This is a genomic window from Rapidithrix thailandica, from assembly GCF_039710355.1.
Classification (GTDB): domain Bacteria; phylum Bacteroidota; class Bacteroidia; order Cytophagales; family Flammeovirgaceae; genus Rapidithrix; species Rapidithrix thailandica.
In genome coordinates, this window is the sequence record NZ_JBDKWZ010000001.1 from 257,416 (window position 1) to 282,715 (window position 25,300).

The 25,300-nt window shown below is 41.4% G+C and carries 15 protein-coding genes; 5 read left to right on the plus strand and 10 right to left on the minus strand.

Annotated features, from left to right (window positions below; genetic code table 11):
* Window positions 1–11 precede the first annotated feature (11 nt).
* Window positions 12–980, plus strand: a complete 969-nt coding sequence (locus AAG747_RS00880; protein ID WP_346819226.1) for a hypothetical protein — start codon at window positions 12–14, stop codon at window positions 978–980.
* Between the two features lie 420 nt (window positions 981–1,400).
* A complete protein-coding gene (locus AAG747_RS00885; RefSeq protein WP_346819227.1) occupies window positions 1,401–1,919 on the plus strand; it encodes a sigma-70 family RNA polymerase sigma factor in 519 nt (172 codons plus the stop codon).
* A 225-nt stretch (window positions 1,920–2,144) separates the two neighbouring features.
* On the opposite strand, the gene AAG747_RS00890 is transcribed toward AAG747_RS00885, so the two are convergent.
* Window positions 2,145–2,456: a winged helix-turn-helix transcriptional regulator gene (locus tag AAG747_RS00890; RefSeq protein ID WP_346819228.1), complete on the minus strand. Its 312-nt coding sequence runs from the start codon at window positions 2,454–2,456 to the stop codon at window positions 2,145–2,147.
* Between the two features lie 115 nt (window positions 2,457–2,571).
* On the opposite strand from AAG747_RS00890, the gene AAG747_RS00895 reads away from it, so the two are divergent.
* Entirely contained in the window at window positions 2,572–3,399 is an 828-nt protein-coding gene (locus tag AAG747_RS00895; protein ID WP_346819229.1) for a DNA alkylation repair protein, read from the plus strand.
* Window positions 3,400–3,492: 93 nt separating this feature from the next.
* Here the strand turns inward: AAG747_RS00895 and AAG747_RS00900 are convergent, their stop codons facing one another.
* The 4 genes from AAG747_RS00900 to AAG747_RS00915 form a co-directional block, all read right to left on the minus strand.
* The gene (locus tag AAG747_RS00900; RefSeq protein WP_346819230.1) at window positions 3,493–6,147 is read right to left on the minus strand and encodes a tetratricopeptide repeat protein; all 2,655 of its coding nucleotides are present in this window, start codon (window positions 6,145–6,147) and stop codon (window positions 3,493–3,495) included.
* A 166-nt stretch (window positions 6,148–6,313) separates the two neighbouring features.
* The gene (locus AAG747_RS00905) at window positions 6,314–6,997 is read right to left on the minus strand and encodes a DUF1266 domain-containing protein (RefSeq protein WP_346819231.1); all 684 of its coding nucleotides are present in this window, start codon (window positions 6,995–6,997) and stop codon (window positions 6,314–6,316) included.
* 56 nt (window positions 6,998–7,053) lie between these two features.
* The gene (locus AAG747_RS00910) at window positions 7,054–10,689 is read right to left on the minus strand and encodes a zinc ribbon domain-containing protein (RefSeq protein ID WP_346819232.1); all 3,636 of its coding nucleotides are present in this window, start codon (window positions 10,687–10,689) and stop codon (window positions 7,054–7,056) included.
* A 158-nt stretch (window positions 10,690–10,847) separates the two neighbouring features.
* Window positions 10,848–11,588: a hypothetical protein gene (locus AAG747_RS00915; protein ID WP_346819233.1), complete on the minus strand. Its 741-nt coding sequence runs from the start codon at window positions 11,586–11,588 to the stop codon at window positions 10,848–10,850.
* Window positions 11,589–11,826: 238 nt separating this feature from the next.
* Here AAG747_RS00915 and AAG747_RS00920 point away from each other — a divergent pair, with 238 nt between their 5' ends.
* Window positions 11,827–12,429: a hypothetical protein gene (locus AAG747_RS00920; protein ID WP_346819234.1), complete on the plus strand. Its 603-nt coding sequence runs from the start codon at window positions 11,827–11,829 to the stop codon at window positions 12,427–12,429.
* A gap of 126 nt (window positions 12,430–12,555) precedes the next feature.
* Here AAG747_RS00920 and AAG747_RS00925 read toward each other — a convergent pair whose 3' ends face one another.
* From AAG747_RS00925 to AAG747_RS00935, 3 genes are all read right to left on the minus strand, one after another.
* Window positions 12,556–13,788, minus strand: a complete 1,233-nt coding sequence (locus AAG747_RS00925; RefSeq protein WP_346819235.1) for a DUF3999 family protein — start codon at window positions 13,786–13,788, stop codon at window positions 12,556–12,558.
* Window positions 13,778–16,093, minus strand: a complete 2,316-nt coding sequence (locus tag AAG747_RS00930; protein ID WP_346819236.1) for a DUF2339 domain-containing protein — start codon at window positions 16,091–16,093, stop codon at window positions 13,778–13,780. The genes AAG747_RS00925 and AAG747_RS00930 overlap by 11 nt, the downstream gene beginning before the upstream one ends.
* A 295-nt stretch (window positions 16,094–16,388) precedes the next feature.
* Complete coding sequence (locus AAG747_RS00935; protein WP_346819237.1) at window positions 16,389–17,069, minus strand: metal-dependent hydrolase; 681 nt, start codon at window positions 17,067–17,069, stop codon at window positions 16,389–16,391.
* A gap of 265 nt (window positions 17,070–17,334) precedes the next feature.
* Between AAG747_RS00935 and AAG747_RS00940 the strand changes: the two genes are divergently transcribed.
* Complete coding sequence (locus tag AAG747_RS00940; RefSeq protein WP_346819238.1) at window positions 17,335–18,774, plus strand: MltF family protein; 1,440 nt, start codon at window positions 17,335–17,337, stop codon at window positions 18,772–18,774.
* A gap of 110 nt (window positions 18,775–18,884) precedes the next feature.
* Here the strand turns inward: AAG747_RS00940 and AAG747_RS00945 are convergent, their stop codons facing one another.
* Together AAG747_RS00945 and AAG747_RS00950 are read right to left on the minus strand one after the other, a co-directional pair.
* Window positions 18,885–19,643, minus strand: a complete 759-nt coding sequence (locus AAG747_RS00945; RefSeq protein ID WP_346819239.1) for a mechanosensitive ion channel domain-containing protein — start codon at window positions 19,641–19,643, stop codon at window positions 18,885–18,887.
* A 62-nt stretch (window positions 19,644–19,705) separates the two neighbouring features.
* Complete coding sequence (locus tag AAG747_RS00950; protein WP_346819240.1) at window positions 19,706–24,871, minus strand: AAA family ATPase; 5,166 nt, start codon at window positions 24,869–24,871, stop codon at window positions 19,706–19,708.
* Window positions 24,872–25,300 lie beyond the last annotated feature (429 nt).

The window sequence follows — 25,300 nt, forward strand, 5'->3', positions numbered from 1 at the left end:
GGGAGAATATCATGAATAGAATTTATATATTATTAGTCATTGGGCTTACTTTTTCATCCTTTCAAGCTAGTTGTCAGCATTTTATTACTGGAAAATGGGTGAACATCAATATGAATGATGTGAATAAACCCATTATCTATGATTTTAGAGAGGATGGAATTTTGTATTTACATTATAGGGCAGATTCGATAAAGAAACGAAAATGGGAAGTTTTAGATGGAGCATTGCTCATGGGTAATGCTTGTGATGGCTATAAAAAATTGACTATAAAACGGATAGGGGAATATAAAGTACTGTTAAACGATGACATAATTTTAACACCTTATCACCTGCTCAATTTAAAAAAATCAATGAAGGGTTCGTTTAAAAGTTTTTTACAGGAAAATACATGGGCAGCCGGAAAAAATAAAGGTAGTAACCAAGCAAATTTTTACTTGGAAGTAATCAATGACCAGATACTATTACAGACATATCCCAAAGACACAGAAGGAAAAGCGTTCCCAAGTCATTTATTCAACTGGGAACTTGTAGAGGTTGATTCTATCCTTATTTTAGGAATACACGGCTCTTTAAAACAATACTTCTATGTGAGAGCGATGAATAATCAGGGATTTGAGGTGGTGAATGCTGTTAATAATTTTGATCAATTAACATTTTGTACGCATAGTTTTGAGGTTGATATTGATAAATTAATAGCTCAATTGCAAGGCAATTGGGTCTTCCAAGATGATGAATTGTATGAGCGTATAAGTTTCAACATAATGTCAGAAGGTGATAAAAGTTATACACTATTTTACAATGTCTTACCAGAAAAGAGGATGGAGATTGGCGATTATAGGATTAACAAAGACGGAAGGTTACTCGTGTTGGATGATAATAGAGTGATCGAAATTCTTAAAATAAACGAATACAGTTTAATCCTAAAGTTTAATCCCTATTCTGAAGAGGAGTTGATTTATTATTTACATAGGAAAAATTAGGTGTATTTTATAACATCGAATCAAACAAACCTTAGCTGTTACCATCAAGATATTTTGCCCCCTTCTTTCTATTGGTTTTTCCTTTCAAGCCATTGGTATCCAAAATACACAAGTCACCCTACTTGTCAGCATTTTTAGCTTCGGTGAGCATTTCAGCCGTAGCCGTTTTTTGGATTTTCTATAAAAGAAATAAAAATAAATGTATCCTTTTTACCCTTTTTCGGTCTCCTTTAGTGAACATTAAATTTTTATCTTATGAATACTTGTCAATGTATCGAATGTAGTTGTGACCAATGCGATTGTGTCAATTGTGCTTCTAGCGATTGCCCATGTGAACAATGCAATTGTAAGGAAGGCGAATGTTGTTAAACAAAGAAGGTTGGCTTTGAAAAACAGCCAACCTCTTTTTAATTTGTAATTATGGAAACCAAAGCACTTTGGGAACAGTATCATCTACCTGTCTACTATTTCATTTTGAAAAAAGTACAGGAGGAAGATATTGCCCAAGAAGTATTGCAAAATGTATTCTTAAAAATCCACGAATACCTGCATCAGCTTAAGGATGAGGCCAAAACAGAGGCCTGGATTTTTCAGATTGTAAGGAATGAAATCAACAACTATTACCGGAAGCAGAGCTTTCAAACGCGTAAAATTTCCCTTTGGAGAAAAGAAGAGGAGGCCTATACGAATATTTGTTGTTTTGACCGGTTTATCAATAGATTACCTGAAATCTATAAAACTCCTATCCGATTGGTTTATATAGAAGGATACTCCCAAATACAGACAGCCCAAAAGATAGGTATTAGCCTGGCCAATACAAAAGCGAGAATTCGAAGAGCCAAGGCCATACTCAAGGAAAATTTTTCCAAGTGCTGTAAGTTTGAAGTGAACAAAGACGGAAAGCTTATTGGTGAGCCCGATTGTGTCTTTTGTCAGTAGTGATTTTTTTCAGTTCAAAGAATTTAAAACTCTCAGAAAGGCACTTGAAGAGGGTTTAGTGGGCTTTAAACAGGTTTTCCATGAAAATTATATTGTTGATGACTTTACTATCTAAATTTGTAACAGCTCAGAAACGATTCACTAAGCGCAAACCGTTAAGAGAGGTTTGCGTAAAACTCGCTGGGATGGATTTGAAATAGGAAATTGCAGCGCCAAAGATAAACGTTAAACAGAGGCTAAAAGCAATTTTCCCCAGTCGTTCAGCTTCCATAAAATTTCCACAAGCTGACGGCCTCGATCGGTTAATTCATACTCCACTCTCGGAGGTAATTCGTGGAAGGACTTTTTGGTAAGGAGTCCATCGGCAACCATTTCGTTTAGCTGTTGACTTAATACCCTTCTGTCCACTTGTTGGATGCCCCGTAAAAACTCACTGGGTCTTTTTTTTCCCTCGTGAATTTGCCAGATAATCGGAATTTTCCATTTCCCACTGATAGTATTCACCGCTTTTTCCAACGGGCATAGTTTATTTTCCATAGCTAGTGGTGTTGTTTTCTAAAATTGACTTTTTTATCCCCTAGTGATCAAAAAATGCGGTATTGATGGCTGAAAGTCCATCGCGTATTTTTGTGTAAAAATAAACGATAAAAGAATGATAAAGGCAGAAATTCTGGACAGAAAAGGGGCCAAAAAAGTACAAGATATCCCTAAGGATGTATTGGAATTATTGAACAAAGGTGAAATTGCAACGGTCAACCTGACGGAGTGGTTGGCAGTGGATCAAAAGGAATTGATAGAACATACGTTTCCTGCCATAGCTTTGACAAAGGCCTTGGAAAGGATCAATCCTCATTTGACAAAACTCAAAAATAACTCTGCCATGAATTCCATAAAAGTCATTGGGAAGGAGTTGTTCGAATATTGTTTCGAACATGGGAGCGTAGAGCCAACTTTCACGAAGTTAATCAGCCATAAAGCCGATATTTTACGATGCTATGCTTCATATTTGCTGGCACTCAACGAGGATTTGGATATTGAGGCAAAACTAAAACGTTCTCAGGAGCTGGTTTCAGATTCACATTTTGGAGTGAGAGAAGTTATTTGGATGGCTTTACGCCCTGAAGTGGAAAAGCATTTAAGTATTGCGATCCGGATTTTGAGTAAATGGACACAAAGCGAAGATGAAAATATCAGGCGATTTACTACGGAAGTGACCAGGCCCCGTGGTGTATGGTGTAAACATTTGGATAGTTTGAAGGAAAAGCCGGAGCAAGCCTTGTCTATTTTAGCCCCCTTGATGTCTGACTCTTCGAAATATGTGCGAGATAGTGTGGGCAACTGGTTAAACGATGCCAGTAAATCCTCCCCGGATTTTGTAAAGGAGTTTTGTAATACATGGGAGAAAAAATCAGCTACCAAAGAGACACTGTACATCCTCAAACGGGCCAAAAGAACCCTTGAGAAAAAAGAAACCCTTTAAGCGTGTTTGACCACGCTTAAAGGGAACATTCAAATCACTGGTATTTTGATAGTAAGAGAGAATTATTTGGTGTGTTGAAATTCGTCTTAGGTTTTATAGCCAGGCTTCGGCAGTATTTCCACTGCTTGTTTCCGTGTCATTTTTCATCGTATACTGATACTCTTCCGCATAGTGGGCCAGTTTTTTCATCTTCTCTTCCATTTCCGAGGCATCGCTGCCTTCATGTTGAAAAATGAGCATACAATATTGGTAACAAGTATAGGCATCCAGGTAATTGCCTTCCGCTTCGGAGATGTTTGCTAACAATTTGTATTGTTCCAAATAGTCACCAAAGCCCATAGAAAGGATCAGGTACTTTTTGGCTTCTTCGTATTGATTGAGGCCTAAGTAACATTTTGCCTGATGGGTATACAACCTCCAGGCATCCCTTTTATATTGCTCATCATCTTTCAGTTTATGAATTTTGGTATATTCTACCAAGGCTTTTTCATATTGTTGCAATCCAAGATAGGCTTCGCCCAGGCGGTTCATTGCCCAATAGTCTTCCGTGCGAAATTCATAGCTCTTAAAGATGTATTTAATGACGCCTTGATGATCATGCATTTTGAAACAGGTAAAAGCTGCATTTTGATAATGAAATCCAGGGTCTTCTCCTGATTCTGCCGCTGACACATAGCCTTTCAAGGCCTCTTGGTACCTGTTCAATTGCATCAAGCAATTTGCTTTACTGGCATGGGCAATGCCAAAGTCTTGTTGAAATTCCAAAGCCTTGTCAAAATAAGGCAGGGCTTCTTCGTATTTCTTGTCATTTTTATAGATTTCCCCCAACAGGCGGTAATCGGATGCCTCCGCATAGGAAGAGGCGATTACCTCTTGCATGATGTTGGCTGCCTTTTCGTATTTTTGTTCTGCGTAATACAGCCAGCCTAATTGACTCATCCCATTGATATAGTCGGAGCTTCCAAACTCATAGTTTTTGATAAATTCTTGGAGGTCTTCCGAGGCTTCATAATAGTGTTCTAATACACGGTAGACCACGCCCCGGTTTCGCCAAGTATAAGGGTCATTACTGCCATAAGCGATACTGCGGTTATAAGCTTCCAAGGCTTTCTCATACTCTTGGGCATCTTGCCACACCATGCCTTCCAGGTGTGCGATATTGGAACTTTGGTTGTAATAATTCCCCAGCTCCTCGATGGCCTCAATAGCTTTGTCCGTATCTTTTTGATAGTAATACACCCATGCTTCCTGAAAGAGTACCATGGCATGGCTTACTTTTAATTTTCGGGCATGGGCAAAGTCTTCCAACGACCTGTCAAATTCATTCAGGTCCATGTACACCCTGGCTCTTTCGTAAAGTACCGTACCCAACGTTTCGTCACAGGCATGTGCAAGGTCGAGTTGTCCCAGCGCTTTTGGGTTGTTTCCCAGGCGCATATAGGCGAGGCCCAAACGCAAATAGTATTGCGCCTTGGTGGTGGAAGGTTGGTTGAAGGAGTCTTCCAGTGAGTCCAGGAGGTTGTCAAAGTGCAAACCTCCGTTACTTTCCGGTCCTTCCAGCAAAGGTTCGGCCGCTTCCAATACAGTGACTTCCTCAGTATAGGCTCTGTTTTGATGGAGCAATTCTGCTAAGTCAAAATATTCTTCTAAGCCAGCTTCTTTGCTTTCTACCAGTTGCTGATACACTTCAATCGCCTCGTTGTTCCGGTTGCAAAGCTTTAATGCTTTGGCTTTCATTGTTTGTAAGGCAGCATCTAAGGGGGCTCCATGTTGTTCAAAAGGCTCTAAAAAAGAAAGACATTTCTCTCCGTTTTCCATATTGATATAACATTGGGCCACTTCATGCATTTGCACGGGTTTTCCTTGTTGTGCGGCAGCCAGTAAGAACTCCGCATATTTTTGATTGGCATCAAAATAATAGATACGGGCATGCAAGTCGAAATCATAGCTCGTATAGAGCTTTTTCAAGAAAGAAATTCCTTGGGGATAATTGCCTAAATGTATCTGGCAAAGGGCCACTCCTCGCAGGGCATCGACCCGTTCGGCATCCGTTTGAAGAATGGTAGAGTAATCTGCCAAGGCTTTTTCATAACGGGCCATTTCCATCAATGCATCGGCCCGGTCCAGGTAATCATACTGATTGGCCTCTTCACTTTCGATGACAGTGTGAAGAAGTAGTACTACTTCTTCAAATTGACCAAGTGCCAGATGGTATTTTGCCTTTAGTCGGTTGAATGCCGTCCGGTTACAACAGCATTGTTCTGCTTCTTGTAAGTGTTGGGCCATTCGTTCAAATTGACCGTTTTGCAAGGCCTCCCGGGCAAAAATCATTTGTGCCTCAAAAGCATATTTATCCGCTTGCTCTTGCTCTTCCATCGCATCATAACAGTTGGCAATGGATATGCGGGTAGGGCCATGGGTAGGCCAAGTGTTAGCGCATTGTAGAAAATCTTCCAAGGCCTCTTCCACCTGTCCTTCTTTAAACAAGGCCATTCCCCGGTAATAAAGGGCGTGGATGAATTCCGGAGCAATGTCCAAGGCCTGATTGAAATTCTCTATGGCAGCCGGCCAATTTTCCATAGCGGAATATACATATCCCCGGAGATAGTATGCGTTTGGATTATCCGCATCCAATACAATGCAGGCGTTGGCCTCAATCAAGGCATTTTCCAAATCCTTTTGCTCAACGAGGTCCCAAGCGTTTTGGTAATGTATATCGAATTGGTTGTTTGATGCTTCTTGGCTCATGATGGTAAGCAAGTGTGCTATCACAACCCGGCGAGAGGCTATGATATATCTTTGATTATGAAAAAATTATTTTAAAGAAATTGGAGTAGGCATTTTTCGAACATACTATTAAAACATATACTTTTATCTTGTAAGCTAGAAATGCTCGTTTGCCATGACCTTTCAACTAATCATCCTCTAAGGGTACATTCCAGTCAAGGGTGTTGAACGGGCTTTCCGGGTTATTTTTCAGGCGTGTATAGGCCGCCATATATTCATCAGTGTTGGAGAGTGTCAGGTTTTTTGACCAAAACTGCCTGCCAATCATATAGTTTACAGCCCAGTCGTTCCAATTGTTAAAATACTTTTTTGCCTGATGGGCCATGGGTTTCATGCGATTGTAGGCCTCTTCTTCATCGAGATAACCTACCAAAGCAAACCAACGGCAAAGGGAAATATACCGTCCCAGGTCCCAGGCCATAATACCTTTGTAGCGCAATACCTGAGCGTATTGCCGGACGATTTTCCATTGAATGGCAGTATCGGGATTTTGTGCTTCCCACTTACCCAATTGTAGTTGATACTCTTCATCCGTTAAGCTGGATATATATTGTTGCATTTGCATATAATTCTTGCGGTGTCCTCCGCTTTCCCGTAGCCAATACAATGTATCCAATGCTTCTTTGGTATTGTGAACATCCCAATAGGAGATCAGGTTTTTCTTCCAAAAGTCGATATTCTCCTGAGTTTTTTCTGTACTCCAAAACAGATCGTGCCGGCCATAGTTGGCTTCGGTAAGTATACTGGACAAACTGATACACCAACGTATACTGTCTGTCAACTCTAACCAGCGAAGAGGTATATGCATCATATTGAGATCGGTTTTTTGCTAAGAATAAATTTTAAACTGCTTTTCCTGTCTTCCTTTTAAATGTTTGCCATCACTTCTGTAATGACTGCTTTATGTGTATCGGTCAAATTGGGCGTGCTTTGCATCAACATTACAAAGGTACTTTTGTAATGCATGGCGTAGATGGAACCTTTTCCAAAGTGCAGAAAGGCTTCCCTTGCTTTCGTTCCATACTGAGGGAATATCCCGTCAGGAGCAGTGGCCGGATCCATAATGATATTGCATAAAGCTTGTAAGAGAAGTACCGGTAAGCCCATGTTTTGAGTAAACTCCTCTTGAAGAGTGTCACTTTTTTCCAGTAAGAAATCCAAGAGTACGGGATTGTCTTTGCGCTCTTTCTTATAATAGGGCAGATGATCGCAAAACTGCCGGAAGGTAAAATCGTCCGTAGCAAATTTCTCTTGAGCTTCTTCCAAACTCCAGAAAATCTCGCTTTCGTCATAGCCCAGGAAATAATCACCGGTATCGATACTGTCCTCATCCGTGATATCTGCTGTTTCTTGCTCTTCTTCTTCAGAAATAGTGGCATTACTTTCCTCAATAAAAGTTTCCAAGTCGCTTTTCAGGAAGAAAGAAATCTCATCATTATCGATTAGCGTTTGCAAATAATTGGCAAAGCTTTGGCGCCATGGACTCTTGCCAAATAACTGGATGACATGATCCTTCAGAAATTTGAAATAGCTGCCATGATTCGTATATTCCTTTTCCGATTTTTTAAGCTCATTGAAAAGGATATTACCAATCTTGGCGGTAAGGTCTTCTTGCTCCTGTAAAAGAGTAGCGATCCGTTCACATTGGCTTTCCAGAAAATCAGGAAGCCAACTTACATTTCCCCGGTCGTTGAAAAAATAATCTTCCAGATAGGTATAAATCTGGAAAAGCCAGACCTGTGGTTTTTCTTGAATCAAAACCTCTAAAAGTCGGGTCAGAACGTCTCTGGCAATTTCAGAGTTCAGGTCAAAGGACAAATCAAGCTTCCACAACTCTTGAAATACCCCTTCTTTTTGATGACTGTATATACAAGTAGCCTGTAAGAGTTGCATGATAGGCTTGATGCGAAACTGCTCTTGTGTTTCGATGCCTGACGTATGTTTTTTAAGGTAAAGGACAATATTACCCGGAAGGATTTGTAAGGAAGGCATGCATTCCAAGGCTTCAGAGATGTTTGGCAATTCGTCTCTGACCTTTACCGCTTCCTCTACCAAATAATGCAAGATTTGATAGTTGTTCTGATGCGTGAGCAAAGAGCCAAACACTTCTAATAAGTGTTTCAGGTCACTGAAGATATGGGTGTACAAGCCGTGAAAATCCAAAGTATATACCTGCCCGTCAGTGAACAAATATTGAGGGTCGGCATCGACAATGTCTTGGAAAATGCTAAAGAATGCCTGTTCTTCTTCCGGACTGTTAGGGTTGACCAAGACGCTGAACAGAAACTGATGAAGGGTATAAAAGTGCGTGCCTTCGGCTTGTTTTTGATTTCTGAGCACACTTTGCACATCCGAACGGAAATGAAGATCATGAGCAATTTTATCCCGGTGATCAGTCAGTGTTTTTACCCATTGTTGAGTCAGAGCCGGGGAAAATTTGCACGTGTGTTGGTAAAGGTTACTCAGGATTTTGACCGTTGTAGGGTTGATCCTGGTAAAGGCAAGGACCTCTACAAGGGGTTGCTTGCCGGAGCTGTTGCTAAGATTAAAAAGTTCGTGTATCAGATGTTCCTGGTTGTCTACCGGGTAGAAGTCGATCAATTCCGATGCAAAATAAATACATGCCTCTTTATCCTGACTCAATAAGTCGGCAAAGTATACTTTGTCCAATTCAATAAGCTCCTGGAATACCTTTCGTAGAGGAACTTTTAATTGCATGGCCTTGACATACGCCTGAAGAAAAGCCTTTAAATTTCCCTGGTAAAAATCTTGAAGAAACCCTTGGCTAAAGCGGTAGTTTTTAGGCGTGGTACCTGCTTCCAGTTGGTAACAGAGCTCACTGTGATGAAAGTGGTTGTTTAAATACATTCCGATCCACTTTGCATGAAAATGCATTTCTCCGTAGGAGGCTTGCTCAAGCAAAAACCAAGTCAGATGGTAGGAGGCAATATCTCCTTGTTTTAATACGCCATTGAAGATCCTTTCAAGATATCCTTTGTCTCTGAAGTCGGCTGCAAAAGCCAGAGCACCCCGTTCCTTCACAATATAGGTGAACAGCCATTTCAAGACTTTTGGTGTGATAGAGTAATGACTTACAGCCTCGGATAAAGGATACAGGTAGGCCTTATCAAAAGGGTGTTCACAGAGGGCATGCAGGATTTGCTGACTTTCTTCAATTAATTCGTCCGAATTGGAAAGGATGTGAATGAGCCATTCGGGTTTATTTTGTTGCAGGGCCACTTTAGAAAGCATTGAAGCAGCCTCTTTTGTCTCAACCCTCGAATGCGTAAGTATTTTACTTACTAATATGGAAGAAAGCTCTTTATGTGGTGATTGGTTGAAATCGATACTGGAGGAAGAAAGATACGCTTCAAGGGCAGGCATCCATGCTTCAGGGATGACCAAGGCGTATACCGTCTCACAAATTCCCAGGATGATTTGCAAAGGAAGTATCCCCTGTGAGTCTTTCACACGGGTGAGAACGGCAGACCGGTTTTGAATCAACTGTTGAATAGCAAATTGTTCTTGCCAATGAGGAAGAGAAGTAGATTCGGTCGTAATAAAATTAACCAGTACCTCATCGTGTTGTAATAAGGTCGCTGCGGACAATTGTACCTCTGCAATATTACTGCGCAGGGCATCTTCCGCCAATTCTTTTAATCGTTCAAGATTGGTTTGTGTAAACGGATGAGCCGTATCCCGGTGGAGTCGTAACAAGGCTAAGGCGGCATATTGTTGCACCCTTGGTACATTGAGGAGGGGAGTTAATAAATCCTCAATTTTGGCAACGTGTTGAAACATCCAGTCGCTCTTCAAATCTACTGTCATGGATTTTGCCGAGCCTAGCAGCAAAGCCGCTTCCTGGGCCAGGAAAGTATTGTTCTGAATGTGTTCAGGTAAAAAAGTATTCAGGTCAATGTTTCCGATGAACGGTAGCGGTTGGTCTTGTCGGTAAAAGGAAGCCAATACCGCTAAGTCTCTGCAAAAAGTTAGCGAACTGTGCTCAATTACCTTTGATAGAGCTTCAGGGTTGTTTTCCAACTGTAACATGGGGCCCTGGCTCAGTTCCTCCAACTGGGCTTCGTTCATGGGCAGTTGCACCACTAAGTCATTCTCCAAGCGGCTGGAATAATGCTTCAGAACCAAGTACTTTTCGGCTAAACGGACCTCATCCACTCTACGGTAGACTTCCGCCAATTGTTTGTTGTAGAGGCGTTCGTAATTTTGAAGTTGGGCATCATTGATTTCTCCAAGCTTTTCGGTGAGTTGGAGTTGGTCTACTCCCAGGCTTTTGAGCATCCGGGCAGCAGGATACAGCCGGTCGGGTTGCACTTGGTTGCCACAGTGTTTACAAAAATTTCCTTTGGGAGTAAGTTTAGCACACCAGGCACAGCGCACTTCTTCTCTCACGGAACTTCCACAGTTATTACACAAGTCACCTGCCTTCCACTCTTTGGGCTGTACGCTTTCGCAATGTTGACAATGGATGCTATTTATGGACATCGGATATTATAGGTTTTTAGATATTGGGTGGTATTAGAGGCATGTAAAAAATGCATCCTCACTACAAACCGTGTGTTGGACTCATTTCTCACATGCCTCTGGTGAATGGACTCTCATTCACTGACGTTAAAAGGAACATTGTATACTGTAAGCCAAGGTTATGCGTCTCCTCTCATTTTCCGGATACGAGCCCACATGTTTTCTTTTTCGCCCGGTGTCATTTCCTTCAATTGTTTGGCAATTATGTTTTTAGCTTCGCCTTCCCGTTTCATCAATACGGCAATTTCCAGGTCACTGGAAGGAACAAATTCAGCGCCACAAGACCGGCAAAATTTACCCGGGCCACTGGAAGAACACCAGTAACAGGTTAGTACAGGCTCTGCTTGGTTGCCACAAGAGAGACAGAGGTCTCCGGTTTTATAATCTTTCGGTTGCTTGGTGCCACAGTGTACACATTTGACCACATCCGCACCTTCTACCACTACGGTTTGTGGAGTGGATGTACTACTCTCCTGGACAGGCGGGGCCGCTTGAGCTGCCGGAGCACCAATGGCCCAAGTCATTACTTTTTGAGCCGTTTCCAGGTCGATATCCGTAATATCGGCCAAGGTTTGTGCATCTCCTACAATCGTAAAATCGGCTTTGGACTGAATACCTGAAGCAATTAACAATTCCACTTGCTCTTCATTTAAGCCTTTCGCCTTTAAAATATTTTTTTCTAATAATGAGAATCCTGCATTTTCTTCCATAGTCGTATGGGTATTTTGGGAATGATGAAAGCCATTTAATTTATATACAAATGTATTTTTTTGAACTAAGAATTCGCTCCCCATAAGAAGCGATTGCCAAAAATCACCGAAATCAGGGATGGTATAATCTTCAACTCCCGTTCTGGCCAACTCAAGATAAAGTCTTTGTCGATCCCTACGGTTTATTCATACTAATTACAGGTAGTTATTGATTGTGATGCCTATTGTAAAAAAAGAAGTTGAAGGAGTCATGTCTAAGTAAAGATACACATGAACTTGTAGTAAAAAGGTATTTGCATATTTTTGTCGCTTTTTAATAATGTCTAGTGGTAATTCGGTAAATGAATAGTGCCACATCACTCAATAGTAAACTTTATAAATGTTGACAATGACAAGACTCTTTACCCTATTGTTAGCGGGATGCATTTTGACATCATGTGCTTCCGGTTATCACACAATCGCCCCTAATCAAATTAATTACAGTTCAACCACATCAAACAATGAAATAGAATTTTCTTACAAGTATGATGTACTCCATGAAAGGGGGAATAAAAAGTATGCAAAAAAAGAAAGCAAAAAGGGCATCAAGTTAGTTGCAGTAAAAGTAGTTAACAACTCGGGCAAGCCTTTTATCTTTGGTAAAGACATGTATGTCTATAGTGGCAACATGCCGGTTACCCTTTTGGAATCTGCCCATGTTCACCGTGAATTGAAACAGAATGTTCCTATTTACCTGCTTTATTTGTTGATGACACCAGCCAAGTTAACGACTACCAGCTCGGATGGTTCAAGTTCATCAATCCCTTTCGGTTTGGTACTGGGTCCGGGAATTACCGCTATCAATATGGGGGTTTCCGGTTCGGCAAATACTAAATTTAAAAGAGAACTAACCGCCAACATTTTAAATGATCGTCAAATCAATCCTGGAGAAACTGTTTATGGTTTTATCGGAATTGCAGATAGTGGTTATAATGTATTGACTTTAAAATAACGGAGTGGTTTACACTTATAGTTTTTGAAACATTTTTTAGCAAAAAGAAAAAGTTTAATTCACTTCAACATTAAAAAAACCTGCTTGGAATACACAAGCAGGTTTTTTTAAAAAATCAGAAATATATCATTTTCGCATCATTTGAATGGTCAGCCCTCCGATGATCAGGATCATAACCAACAGAATCGCCCAAAGCCAAAGTTTGTTTTCAAATAAGGCACGGGTTTTTGGCTTTTCCACTATCGCAATTTTTTCTTCTTCCCCTACCGACAGCATTTGTAAATCCTCCGGAATTTTGTCCCGGAAGTTGACTATATCATAATGGGGCCGTGGTGTTTTGGAGCTGCCATAGTATAAATAATAATCGGCCTCTTTGGCAAACCTTCCCACAAGCGTGTATTGAAAGCCCTGTATCCCAAATCCTTGAAGCGCTAAGGGTTCGTTGTCAAAATGCTGAATATGTATCCGTACCTTCCGGGTCAGTGTATTTTCAAAGGCAAACAGGTTTTCCTCCACCGAATTCAAATAACCTGTGTATACGGTTTGGTAATGGTAATGCCAACCCTTTTCACTCTGTACACTATCCGTTAGGGTTTCGATGCGGATAGGACGGTAAAAGTCGAAATCAGCCGCTACGTGTACTTGTACTTGACTGACCGGTAACAGTTTCTGAAGCTGAAGAGTGATTAGTGTTTCTTTTGGCGATTTGTTTTCCTGGGTTTGCACTTGGGTAGGTGTATATTTTTTCAAACGCCCGGGTGTTTGGGTTATGGACTGAATCTGAGCGGAAAGCAATTCGGGTTGAACAACTCGGGTGATTTTTAAGCGCAAATAGGCATACTTCACTTTGGGAAAGTTCAAGGTGGTATACCGGAAATTTGTATGTGCGTTTTTGATGGAAAGAATCCGTTGATTTTGAACAATCGAAAACCATTCTTGTTGGTTTTGTGAGCCTTCCAAACTTACCCATCCGTCAAAATTTTCATTTTTTAAATTTAGTTTCAGATGATTTACTGCTTTGTCTTCCGGAAGTTTAAACGTATAATAATAATCCTCCCCTTGTTTTACTTGATTGATTAAGTCAAAGGAAATTTCTTTTCGCTCTGTTTTATCAGCCAGCTCCTGTAGTAAATAAGGGACTTCCAAGGTATCATCCGTAGTGATGCCATAAATTCTGAGATCCGAAAAATCCGGCTGAATTTTTTCAAACAAATCCTCCGGCAGTTCTAATTGATGCCATGTGCTATTGACTCCCGATAAAGACCTTCTGTAAGGGGACTGCTCTATTTGAGCCAGTCCCGGTATCGAGAGTATTCCTGAAAGTAAGCACCATATGATGATACCAATTTTATTTTTCATCGAGGAGAGTGTTTTTGTATTTGTTGTATAAGAATGAAATCACCAAAAGCAAAATTCCTAAGGAAACAAAAACCATGGTTTTGGCCAGTGTATCCAAGTGAGCGATATCGTAAAAGAACAGTTTGAGTAAGGTGACGGAAAAGAGGCAAATCGCTCCAATGCGCAAATGTTTTTTGTTTTGCTTGAAACCAAGCAGAATAACCACTAGAGAAAAGACTCCCCAGAGAATACTGAGCCCTAACTTATCCGACTGAGTCGACTTCATCAAGTCCATCCATTGAACCAATTCATTGCTACAGAAAACCAATAAAGACAGGTAAAACAGCGCATCAATAGCGATTCGAAAGTTGCTGGTTTTGATGATGTGCCGGCTGTATAAGAAGCATGTATACACCACCGATCCGGCAAAACCGAAAGAAAGGTATTTGATGAGAATATTCAAGACACCCCGTTGGTAATATTCCTCGTGCAGTTGGCTCAGGTAGCTCTCCCGTAATTCTCCCAAAGCCAACAGTCCCGTAGTATAGAATAAACATAAAGTGATCACACTGAGCAGTAGTGTGACATAGGTAAGGGTATTATTTTGGAGTTTCCGGATGTTGACCCAACTTACCACAGCAATAAACAACAGGCTAAAATTGAGTAACCAAAGTGTTTTGTAGTGTATTAAATCAAAGTTGTAAAGTACAGTATCACCAAGTTGGATAATAGACGCGTCATATAATTGATCCATGCCATTGGCAATTTCCATGTACCCGGCGATATAGAGGGTAAGCAAAAACATGGCAGGAATGGCAAACATCATAATTTTGCCCAGCCAGTTGAGCGTTGTTGCTTGAACCGGATATTTTTTCTTTTGAAGATAGAGGATTCCGGCAAAAGCACCGGCCACCAACATCGCAGTAAGAAAATGTATATTGAAAACCGGCGTGATGTCTAATTGAGAAAAGCTATAAGCCTTTTCCAGGTCTTCTTGTAAACTGAAAAAGGCCAAAATCATGAGTACATAGGAAAGCCTTTCGTAAAAAGTTACTTTTTTGGCCCGGCCGATCCAGCACATCAATATTGCTTCACCAGCCCATAACAGCGTCACCCAATTGCCGTCCAGTTGCACGGGAATAGCCAGGGTAATAAAGGTTAATACCATTCCAGTGGTTAAATAGAATAAATTCCGGTCTGCCTTTTTTTGTTTGTACAAGTAGTAGCTAACCCCAAAATGTATTACTCCATTTGCCAAGGTATACAGCCCCAAGAGTTCATCTCCCAGAGCATGGCTGTTCAAACTGGAAAAACCGAACCCGTAATGTAAGAAGGCATTGAGTAACATCATGATCACATCACTGGCTACCAGGGCTTCGTTACGGATCAATTTGTACCCTAGGGTTACAGCATAAAAAATGATAAAGTATATAAAACTAAAGGAAAGGGCGATGGCTAAATGGTTTTCCGCAGAGTAATTGAAAGCCAACCAACTGGCAAAAATTATCCATGTGAACCCAAAAGCACTATAGTATAAGGACTTCCAGTATTTTTGAAAGGCCACGGCCAAAATTCCCAAATTCACCAAGGCGACATAGCTGAAGAGCACTACAACTTTCCCGGAACCTTCGCTAAGTAAAAACGGAACCGCGTAAGCGCCTACCAAACCGATATGGGCAATGATTTTTTGATTGTATTGGATTGCGGCAAAGACCGTAAAGCCCGTGAAGATAACCATGATCCCGAAGGTTAAAAGCTGGGGGATTAATGCATAAAAATCATATGCGGCAAAAGTGACAAAATACAGGATGGCCATGGCCCCGCTAAGCAACACTGCGCTGAAATTATGATATTTCTTTTTCAGCTTGGCTGCAAAGCCTAACAAACCGAATCCTGTGAGATAACCCAATACAATCCGGGTGAGCGGGTTAATCAATTCATTATCAATTGCATATTTGATCCCGATAGCAACTCCTATGATCAGAATCAAGATCCCGACTTTGTTGATCAGGTTGCCTCCGATAAACTCCTCCAAATTAGATTTTCCAACTTTTGGAAACTTGATTTTTTGCTCCGGAGAAGATGGTTTGGCTGAGACGGGGGTAACGGTTTTTGCCGAAACGGTTTCTTTTTGAGGCGTGGATTCTTGTCGAACCGGAGGTGGGCTACTGACGGTTTCTTTCTTCTGCTTAATGGTAGATGAAAGTTGTAAAGTGAGTACCTCAGCCTTTAATTGGTTGATTTCTCTTTGAAAATGCTCTTGCCGATTTTGTAGAGAATTTATTCTCGCCAGCAATTCGTTAAGCTTGTTTGGGTCTTCTGCCATTCTTTTGCCGTGTTTGGTTTGGGATCGCTTGTAATTGGATTTTTATTACGTAAAAACCGGTTGGTTGTTGTTAACAATAACAGTCAGGCTGGGGATATGATATACAAAATATAAGTGGAAGGTGAAAGATTAAACTTTTGGTAGGAGTAATCCAACTTTCCTTATCCGGAAGGGGCATCCCTGTTAAGAACTGTTTTTATATAAGAAAGAGAAGTGTATTGATATCTAAAAAACAAAAATGCTCTCACAGGAGAAGAAGTGCTTTCAGGCCAAGCCTGTGAGAGAAAATTCGATTTTAAAGACTTAAAGAAGCTCCGATTTCCAGCAAGGTTAATTCTTTGTTGGCCGCTGAAAATGTCTTTTTTGCCGCTTCATGGTCTATTTTGATAAAGCCAAAGGTATCGTAATGGACACCCAATATCCGGTTGCATTGGATAAAATCCGCAGCTACTACCGCATCTTCCACACCCATCGTAAAATTGTCCCCGATCGGAAGAATAGCCAAGTCCAGTTTGGCAAACTTCGGAATCAGCTGCATATCCATTGTCAGGGCCGTATCTCCTGCAAAATACAGATTTTTCCCCTCAATATTGAGGATAAAACCACCCGGGTTACCACCGTAAGTTCCGTCAGGTAAAACACTGGAATGCACTGCATTGACGTATTTTACTTTTCCGAAGTCAAACGCCCAACTGCCGCCAATATTCATAGGATGGCCTTTTTTGATGCCATGCCGCCCAAACCAGTTGACAATTTCAAAATTAGATACAACGGTAGCATTGGTACGTTTCGCGATACTAATGGCATCAGCTACGTGGTCTTCGTGCCCATGACTTAGCAAAATATAATCTGCCGGAATGGTGTCTGCATTGATGTCTTTTGCCAATTCATTAGGGGTGATAAACGGATCAAATAACAAATGCTTTCCTCCGGTTTCTATGGAAAAGCACGAATGTCCGTAATAGGTGATTTTCATGGTAAGTTAATTTTGTGTTGAAAAAATGATTAGAGAATAAAGTTATAGTTCTTAAGGAAGAATTGAACTTTCTTTTGATAAAAATACGTGGGATTTTGTCAAAAGGATAGGTTATAAGTGCTTTTATCTGTTCATGGGAATGTTTAAAACACGTAAAAAAAACTGCTAAGCTCATGAACTGATTGTTTTTCAGTTGGTTTTGCTTGATTGTTTCCTGTTTTTTTAATAACCTGTAAGGTGAATTGCCCATCAATGCGCCTTGGTAATGAAAGAGACAATCTTGGTTTTACTGTTATGGACATTCCTTTTAGGAGCCTGTTCGCAGGCTGTTGAAGAAAAAAAGGGAAATACTCCGGTACGCTTGATAGAAGTAGCCTTTGACCTTCCGGATATCCGGGAACGGGGCAAACTCATTGCCATCATGCAGTATAACCCTACGAGTTATTTTCTATACAGAGGGCAACCGATGGGTTTTGAATACGAGCTATTACAAAAACTCACCAAACAACTTCAGTTGGAATTGGAAATCCGGATCTCCAATGATTTTTCGGAAGCCTTCCGGATGCTTTCGGAAGGGGAAGGGGATATCATTGCTCATGGCCTTACTGTTACCAAACACCGTAAAGAAAAGTTTGCTTTTACCGAGCACTACACCACAACCCGACAAGTGTTGGTGCAGCGCAAACCGGATCAATGGCGACAAATGCATCCGGTGAAGGTGGAAAAGGCACTGATCCGGAATCAAATAGAACTGATAGGAAAAGAAGTGTATGTGCATGAAAACTCGGCCTATTATTCCCGCTTATTGAACCTCTCCGAAGAAATTGGAGGGGACATTCTGATTAAAACCCTGAGAGGAGAGTTAGAAACCAGTGAGTTGGTGCGAAAGGTGGCCAATAGAGAGATTCCCTACACCGTGGCAGATCAAAACATTGCGGAGATTAACCGTACTTTTTATACCAATTTGGACACGAAAACACCCGTGAGTTTTCCTCAACGACAGGCATGGGCCGTTCGCAAAAGTTCTCCGCAACTATTGGATACGTTGAATTCCTTGATTGTAGGCTTGCGTGGCAAACTGGAATTTAATGTGACATATAATAAGTATTTTAAAAACCGGAGAGCTTTTTCTCAAAGAATACAGAGTGAATACTTTTCAAAATCGGGTAGTAAGGTATCGCCTTATGACCCTTTGCTCAAACAATACGCCCATCAATTGGGTTGGGATTGGCGTTTGTTGGCATCTATGGTGTACCAAGAGTCGCGTTTCGATCCCAAAGCCAACTCTTGGGCCGGGGCTTCCGGGTTGATGCAGTTGATGCCGGAAACAGCCGCTCATTATGGTGTGACGGACTTGACAAACCCTGAAGAAAGTATCAAAGCCGGTGTGAATTATTTAAATGATTTGGAAACGCTTTGGCAAGAAGTTCCCGATTCCGTTGAACGGGTCAAATTTGTATTGGCCAGCTACAATGTAGGACCCGGACATATTCAGGATGCCCGTCGGTTAGCTGAAAAACACGAAAATGATCCCAATACCTGGACAAATGAGGTAGATCAGTGGGTGCGTCAGAAGTCCAAGAAAAAGTATTATCTGGACGAATCGGTGAAGTTTGGGTACTGCCGGGGAGAAGAACCTTTCCGTTATGTCAAAGAAATTTTCAACCGTTATGAGCAATACCAAAACCTGATTGCCAAAGAATAGGTTGGCAGGAACCGGTAATAGCGGTAAGATAAGGCATTTATTCACCAATAAATGAAGGAGGCATCCATTCGGATTCCTACCGAACCTCTCTTGAACCTTTCAATACTTTTTTATACAACAGTGGCATTGCTGAATTTAACCTTGGGCAAATGAGCGTGAATATATTGCTTTACTTTCTGGAAATACTCTACTTGTAAGGTATAAATGATAATTTCAAACCGGTAGAGGTCTTCAGTTTCTGCCAGAATTTTAAGCTGCGGTTCTTTTTTGAGGGAAGACCAAGGAGCACTGTTAACCAAAGTGTTGAGTAAGTCGCGTGTTTCACTGACTGGCATATCTTTAGGGAGCGACAGTTCAAAACGATGGCTTTTGACGGTTTTGCTAGGGTTGGGCTTGATACGCATTTCCCCGGAAATACGACTGTAAGGAATCGTTACGGTCTCACCGTTGTCCGTTTCTAATTCCAGCGAACGGTAGCCCAAGGATAGAATTTTACCGGTGATACCCTTTACATTGATGCGTTCGAATCGCGATAAAGAACCATCGGATTTCAGGATGATCCCGGCAATAAAGTCCCGCACACCGAACCAAGCCAGCCAGATAATCGCTACCAGGCAAATGGCTAATAAAATAATGGAGTTGAGGGTAGGATCACTGATGAGTTGTTGTGATGCATAAACGATAAACAAAAACCAAGTCAGCCCTTCTACGATGCTTAAAGTCCTTACCGTGAAGTCTTTGTATTTTCTACGGAAAGGCAAACTGGCGGCCACTTTGTTCAGCAAGAAAAACGATAGGAATATCAACAAGCCGTAAATCAAGTACTTGATAAAGGCTAAGGTATATATATCAAAATCAAGAAATTTCATATTGAGTAAAGCGATTAAAACAGAACCAAACATTTTGATAAAAGCATTGTTCAATCTTCCTTTTATAAAATATCATTTTCTACAAAAGCATTGAGCAAAAACGGCCGTATGTACGGATCGATGCTCAACACCTGATGGTCTTCCACAAGAATTCCTGAGCGCAACATCGGTACAAGTTGTGTTTCCAGGGTTTCCAAGTCGATATTAAGAATGTTTTGTAATCGGCCGGTGGTTAGGCGTTTGTGTAGGATAAACTGCACCAGCACAATGACCCATTCCGGTTTCATATTTCGCAGTACCTCTATATTCGGGTACGTAGGTGATTTGATTTCCAAAGTCTCTCCGTCAATTTTTTCAATATTGCTGACCCACGTTTGTAAAGCGATCCCGATATTTCCTCCGGAGATATCAAAAATAGAAGAAAACAAACCGGCTAATTTCCAGACAGGTAAGTCTTTTTCCAATTGTCCGTTTAAGCGGAATTTCATCCGGCTGGATTGATGCCTTAGCAAGATGATATTTTTTAAGGCTTCCGCCGGGAAAGGTTCACAGGTCACAATCTTCAAGAAACTATCTTCCAGGTTTTTCAAATGATTGATAAAACGGAAGGCATACGGATTGATCGTAAAGATCATGCAACACTTATGACCGGCTTGGTCGATTAAGTGCTTAATCATATCAATGACAGCGTATCCGTCAGGACTACGGTCCCACCAAAGTTCGATATCGTGAAATACACAGACACTGTTGTCATTCAACCGCTCAAAGGCAGTGTCAAAACCTTCATGAGACTTCAAAGCCCGGGTGACGCTGTTTTTAAACGTGCGTACACTGGCAGAACCTTTGAAAGGCGGATGGATATGAAATACCTTGCCTTTGGAGAAGTTTTGTTGAGCCGCATAGTCTGCCAGAAAGGTTTTTCCCATGCCTTGTTCTCCCACAATTAACAAGGCTCCCGAGCGGGTTTGATGGTAGCGGCCAATGGCTTTGTTGATTTCCTGAAGTTCTTTTTCCCGGCCGTACCAAAGTTCTTTGCCGGAGGTATGAGATTTCAGGAATAACTGCTTGTAGTAAAAAGGTAAATGCTGTAACACGTCTTTTTTCGGAGAAACCTTTTCTTTTAAATGAATGAGGTTCTCCAAATAACTGGTGGAAGAGTAGCCCATATTCTGGAGCTTTTTAGCGGCCAGCACCCCTTCACTTCTGCGGTAGACTAATTTGGTAATGCTATTTTGTACCCCTTCTTTTACCACATTGCTGATCGAAGTAAAGCGCTTTTTCGCTTTGGACTTACTTTTTGAAAATAAGAAGTAGTCAATATTGACTGCTGATTTTACCAAAGAGTATGGGTTGAGGCGATCGTAAAATTCTTTTTCTACCGCCTGGATTTCTTGATAAACCTGATCCTTTTGCTCTTTGATTTTTTGCTGAATGGCACTGACTCTGTCTTTTTCCTCTTCCAAAAGTTTTTTGATATCCCGTAGAGAGTTGTCTTTACCGCTCTTTTCCGAAAAAGCGGTTTCCAGACTGAAAGAGGCCATCCGTACGGCATCTTGTACCAGGTTATTTTCCTTTTCAATATCCGAATACAATTGATCAATGACCTGAACAATCGGTTCGGTGCAATGGGTTTGTAAGGTATAGTGAATCACATTTTTAGGAGAGATGCTCATGGCATCCATTTCTTCAAATACCACGATATTGTTCTCAATGGAGGTATTGTTTTCGGGTACATCCAATGATTCGGGCAAATCATCCGTCAACACATCAATGGTATTTAAGAACTCTTCGCTTAGCTCCCTGTGATACGCGTCAACACTAGGAGTGTAAGCGATTTTCACTTCTTCCATCTGCCCGTTCAGCTTATTGGAAATGCGTGTAAAGTTGGATTTCAGCTTTTTCAAATCGACCAGGATATTGCCTTCCACTGCTTGATCGATATCACTTTTGAGGCTTTTAATCCGGTTTTGGATAAAATGCTGGATATGGTACAACTTCACCTCAAACAAAGAAAAATTGAATAATAACTCCTGGTTTTTTGACCAAGCTTCCGGAAAGGCCTGAATTTCCTGTTGGGCCAGTTTGTCTTCTTTTTGAGTGCGTTTCTTTTCTTTCAAAGTACTTTGCAGAGACAGTTGGTCGCATTTTCCGGCCAAGTGCCTGATGAGAGAATCACTTTCCCGGATTAAAAACTCTCTGTAATTGGTTTTCCGTTGCCGGTTACTGGCAATAAGCAATTTGATTTCCTTCAGATGATCCTCCAGGTTATTCAATAAGTGTTGACGGATGGCCGGTTCCAGGGTTTGACCGGCACTCACATGTTGCAATTGCTCATTAATATTTTGCAAATGTTTTTGTACCTGAAACAAGTAAAATTGAGAGTCTGCGGTGAATTGCCCCATCCATTGATGTATCGCCTTTTGCCAGGTGTGATTCAGGTAAAAATCAATGACCTTTTGCAACTTGACGATATACATGAACTGATCTTTGAAAAGCGTTTTCAGTCGAAATTTACCCGGGCCTATATGTTGGCGCAGTGTATGAAAGTCATGGCGGCTTTTGAGTGCCTGTACATCCAGTTGGGCTTTAACTGTTTCCGGTGTGCGATCGAGTATTTCTTTGGAGTTTTCCAATAAAATTTCGACTCCTTGTGCCAGGGACCCTTCGATTTCTTTGAGGGATTGGTTTTGGAATTCACTTAAGAGTTGGTGTGTCGTATGCAACAATTGAGACGTGATATCCTCCTCCGTACCCTTTTGTGATGGGTTGTCGATTTGATTTTTAATGGAAAGAATTAATGCTTCAAATTGTTGTAAAAACTCATCGTAATACGTGACAATGGGCTGTATATGTTGCTGATTGAGTCGGTATACCAAATGTTCCAGGCTTCTTTGCAGGCCTTGTACCGGGCGTTTAAGCTCTTCCGGTAAGGTAAATTGCTCGACCAAATCTTCACTGCGCACACTGGCAATCTCCGAAAACTGCGGTTGGGGCTGGCTTACTTGACTTTGTGTCAGCCCGATCTCTATAGGTTCAAACTCACTGGAAGCCCGATAAAATACCAACGTCCCAATGTGCTGACAAAGCTCATCGGTTTGTCTATGGAATTCTTCCTCTTTTAAAGGTTCGATTTTGGGAAGTTCCATGAAAATCAAATCCGCCTTACCGGATTCACTCTTGACGATTTCATATAGAGGGCGGGTGTCCAAAGCACTGTTGATGGTTTTGATTTCGGCTGTTAACCTTAATTCCTCCAAAACAGAAGCCATCATTTTATAGGCTTTGGCCGAATCGACATTGGAAGTGCTGGTGTGAATCAAAATGCGTAAGGAAGCATTGATCCATTCGTCTGTAGAAATTAAAAAGCGCAACATGGTAAGAGCCAGGGTGAGGTTGTTGCCCCGGCCATCGTACCAGATATCGATTTGCGATTTTTTGCCAAATTGTACTTTGTGGTCATAATGCATGACCAACAAGTTGTAATCCTGTTCGGTAAAACTGTTGAGTAAGTGAGCAAATTTTTGTGGAGAAGCAGCATTGTGTGCCCAACCCATCAGGATGGTATTGGGCTCCAGCCCCGGAAAGCCATAGGCCTTGGAGATGGTTTCGATGCCGTCCAGAATATTTTCAACATAAAACTTCTGTGAGAATACACCTTGGTACCCGTTTTCCCACTTTTCAGCGGCCTCTACTTTGGAGAGGGTTTTGTGTTTTTGCCCGTTTACGATTAATTCGATGTTTGAGACCAGGCCTAACCTCCCGACCAGGTTGCGCCCAAAGTCGATCAGGTAAGGTCTTTTTTGTCCTCCACCGCTAAACAATAGGATGTTCGGGCGCCAGTTGCGTTTGTCCGCACCTGCTTTATGGCTGATTTTAAACAATCCCGTGCGCACGATTTCCGACCATACGCCTTGCCATATATCACTAAAACCCAAGCTGATTTGTCTTCGGGTAAGGTAAAAGAAGATACCGCCAATAATGACAAAGGACATGATCATCGCTCCGGTGCTAAGCTTGAACATCACTGCAAAAGTGGCAATGGCTCCGGCAATACTGATAAACTTCGGAATTTTAAACTGTGGGCGAAAATCGGAGCTGGCCCAACTTTCCAAGGCACAGGTCAAGTTGATAAAACCATAGGCAGCCAGATAAAACATGGACACAATAGGGGCGATCAAATCCAATTCTCCGATCAAAATCCCTATTTCGGCAATGATAAAGGTTAAAATCAAGGCATTGCGAGGTTCATTGTCTTTGCCTACCCCCTTAGCAAATTGCTTTGGTGTAATTTTATCAATGGACATGGCTTGCAAAATACGGGGGCCTCCCAGGATGCCTCCTAATGCCGAAGAAAGGGTGGCTCCCCAGATGCCGGCCATTAATAATGGAGCGCCATATGCCGCAAACAATGTGATTTTCGATAGAATATTGGTGTCATTTTGTAAGGCGGTGGGATCAATCTTCATGGTAAAGAAGAGCGCCAGTAATATATAAACGATCAAGCCCACGGTAATGGAGGCCATTGTCCCCATAGGAATTGATTTTTTGGGGTCTTTTAAATCTCCGGACATGGCTACCCCTGCCGTAAAGCCCGTTACTGCCGGGAAGAAAATTGCAAACAAATCTTCCATATTGACACCTTCTTTCGGAAACATCATAATGCCACCCGAGTAATAGGAATGATTGGTAAACAAGCCTCCTCCGAAAATGGATACTAGCGATAAGCCAATGGCGATCAGGATGTAAAACTGTGTTTTGAGGGCCAGAGAGGTGCTGATTAAGGCTAGCGTAGTGATGACCAACATGGTCACAGACCCGGTAATCCGGATGTATTGGGTTTTTTCTTCAGGCGTTTGTCCCAATTCCATAAACCCTCTTAAAAAATCGTTAAAACTCTCGCTAAAACCCACCACATACATGGAAATACTCAGGGCGGTAGCGACATATAAGGTGATTCCGATCGCTCCCCCCATGGGCAGCCCCAAGCTTCGGGAAAGCATGTAATAGAGCCCTCCGGCTTTTACTTTCTTATCGGTGGCTACCGAAGAAACCGATAGCCCTGTAGTGACGGAGATGACATGGGCAATCAATATAATTACAATAGATCCTATCAGTCCGGCATGTCCTGTTACCCAGCCGAGCCGCAAGTACATAATTACCCCCAAAATGGTGAGGACAGAGGGGACAAATACCCCCGAAAATGTACCGAATTTTTTTGCTTTTGCCATGTATAATCTTGGTTTAGTCTACTTTATTCCAGGTCGTGTGAAAGTTAGGGAAATAATTTGTAAATACTGAGGGGGATGTGTTGTACTTTTCAAGCTGCAAACATAATGATGTGAATAAATAATAGCTATATAGAATTTTATCATATACCTGAAATATTTCCCACCTAACACATGCTTTGCGTTTTCTTAGTAAAAAAAACACATAATTATAGTGTTGTTTTCCAGGTGTTTATGTATGAATTTTAAAAAAAATAAAAAAAAATGTGTCAGCCTGTAGTTTTCGCTTGTCTTGTAATTTAGATGTGGGATTTTTCATTGTAACTTATTTTTTAGCCATGATTACTTCAACACCCAATCATTTATATTTTAAATTGAAAGACAGTGTGAATTTTAAGACAAGTAAGTCTTATGTACACAAATTTGAAGCTG

Excerpts from the sequence above, each read along its gene's own strand:
- AAG747_RS00900 (WP_346819230.1), bottom strand. The coding sequence starts at position 6,147 with ATGAGCCAAGAAGCATCAAACAACCAATTCGATATACATTACCAAAAC.
- AAG747_RS00930 (WP_346819236.1), bottom strand. The coding sequence starts at position 16,093 with ATGGCAGAAGACCCAAACAAGCTTAACGAATTGCTGGCGAGAATAAAT.
- AAG747_RS00885 (WP_346819227.1), top strand. The coding sequence starts at position 1,401 with ATGGAAACCAAAGCACTTTGGGAACAGTATCATCTACCTGTCTACTAT.
- AAG747_RS00945 (WP_346819239.1), bottom strand. The coding sequence starts at position 19,643 with ATGAAATTTCTTGATTTTGATATATATACCTTAGCCTTTATCAAGTAC.
- AAG747_RS00905 (WP_346819231.1), bottom strand. The coding sequence starts at position 6,997 with ATGATGCATATACCTCTTCGCTGGTTAGAGTTGACAGACAGTATACGT.
- AAG747_RS00925 (WP_346819235.1), bottom strand. The coding sequence starts at position 13,788 with ATGAAAAATAAAATTGGTATCATCATATGGTGCTTACTTTCAGGAATA.
- AAG747_RS00950 (WP_346819240.1), bottom strand. The coding sequence starts at position 24,871 with ATGGCAAAAGCAAAAAAATTCGGTACATTTTCGGGGGTATTTGTCCCC.
- AAG747_RS00895 (WP_346819229.1), top strand. The coding sequence starts at position 2,572 with ATGATAAAGGCAGAAATTCTGGACAGAAAAGGGGCCAAAAAAGTACAA.
- AAG747_RS00940 (WP_346819238.1), top strand. The coding sequence starts at position 17,335 with ATGAAAGAGACAATCTTGGTTTTACTGTTATGGACATTCCTTTTAGGA.
- AAG747_RS00890 (WP_346819228.1), bottom strand. The coding sequence starts at position 2,456 with ATGGAAAATAAACTATGCCCGTTGGAAAAAGCGGTGAATACTATCAGT.
- AAG747_RS00935 (WP_346819237.1), bottom strand. The coding sequence starts at position 17,069 with ATGAAAATCACCTATTACGGACATTCGTGCTTTTCCATAGAAACCGGA.
- AAG747_RS00910 (WP_346819232.1), bottom strand. The coding sequence starts at position 10,689 with ATGTCCATAAATAGCATCCATTGTCAACATTGCGAAAGCGTACAGCCC.
- AAG747_RS00880 (WP_346819226.1), top strand. The coding sequence starts at position 12 with ATGAATAGAATTTATATATTATTAGTCATTGGGCTTACTTTTTCATCC.
- AAG747_RS00920 (WP_346819234.1), top strand. The coding sequence starts at position 11,827 with ATGACAAGACTCTTTACCCTATTGTTAGCGGGATGCATTTTGACATCA.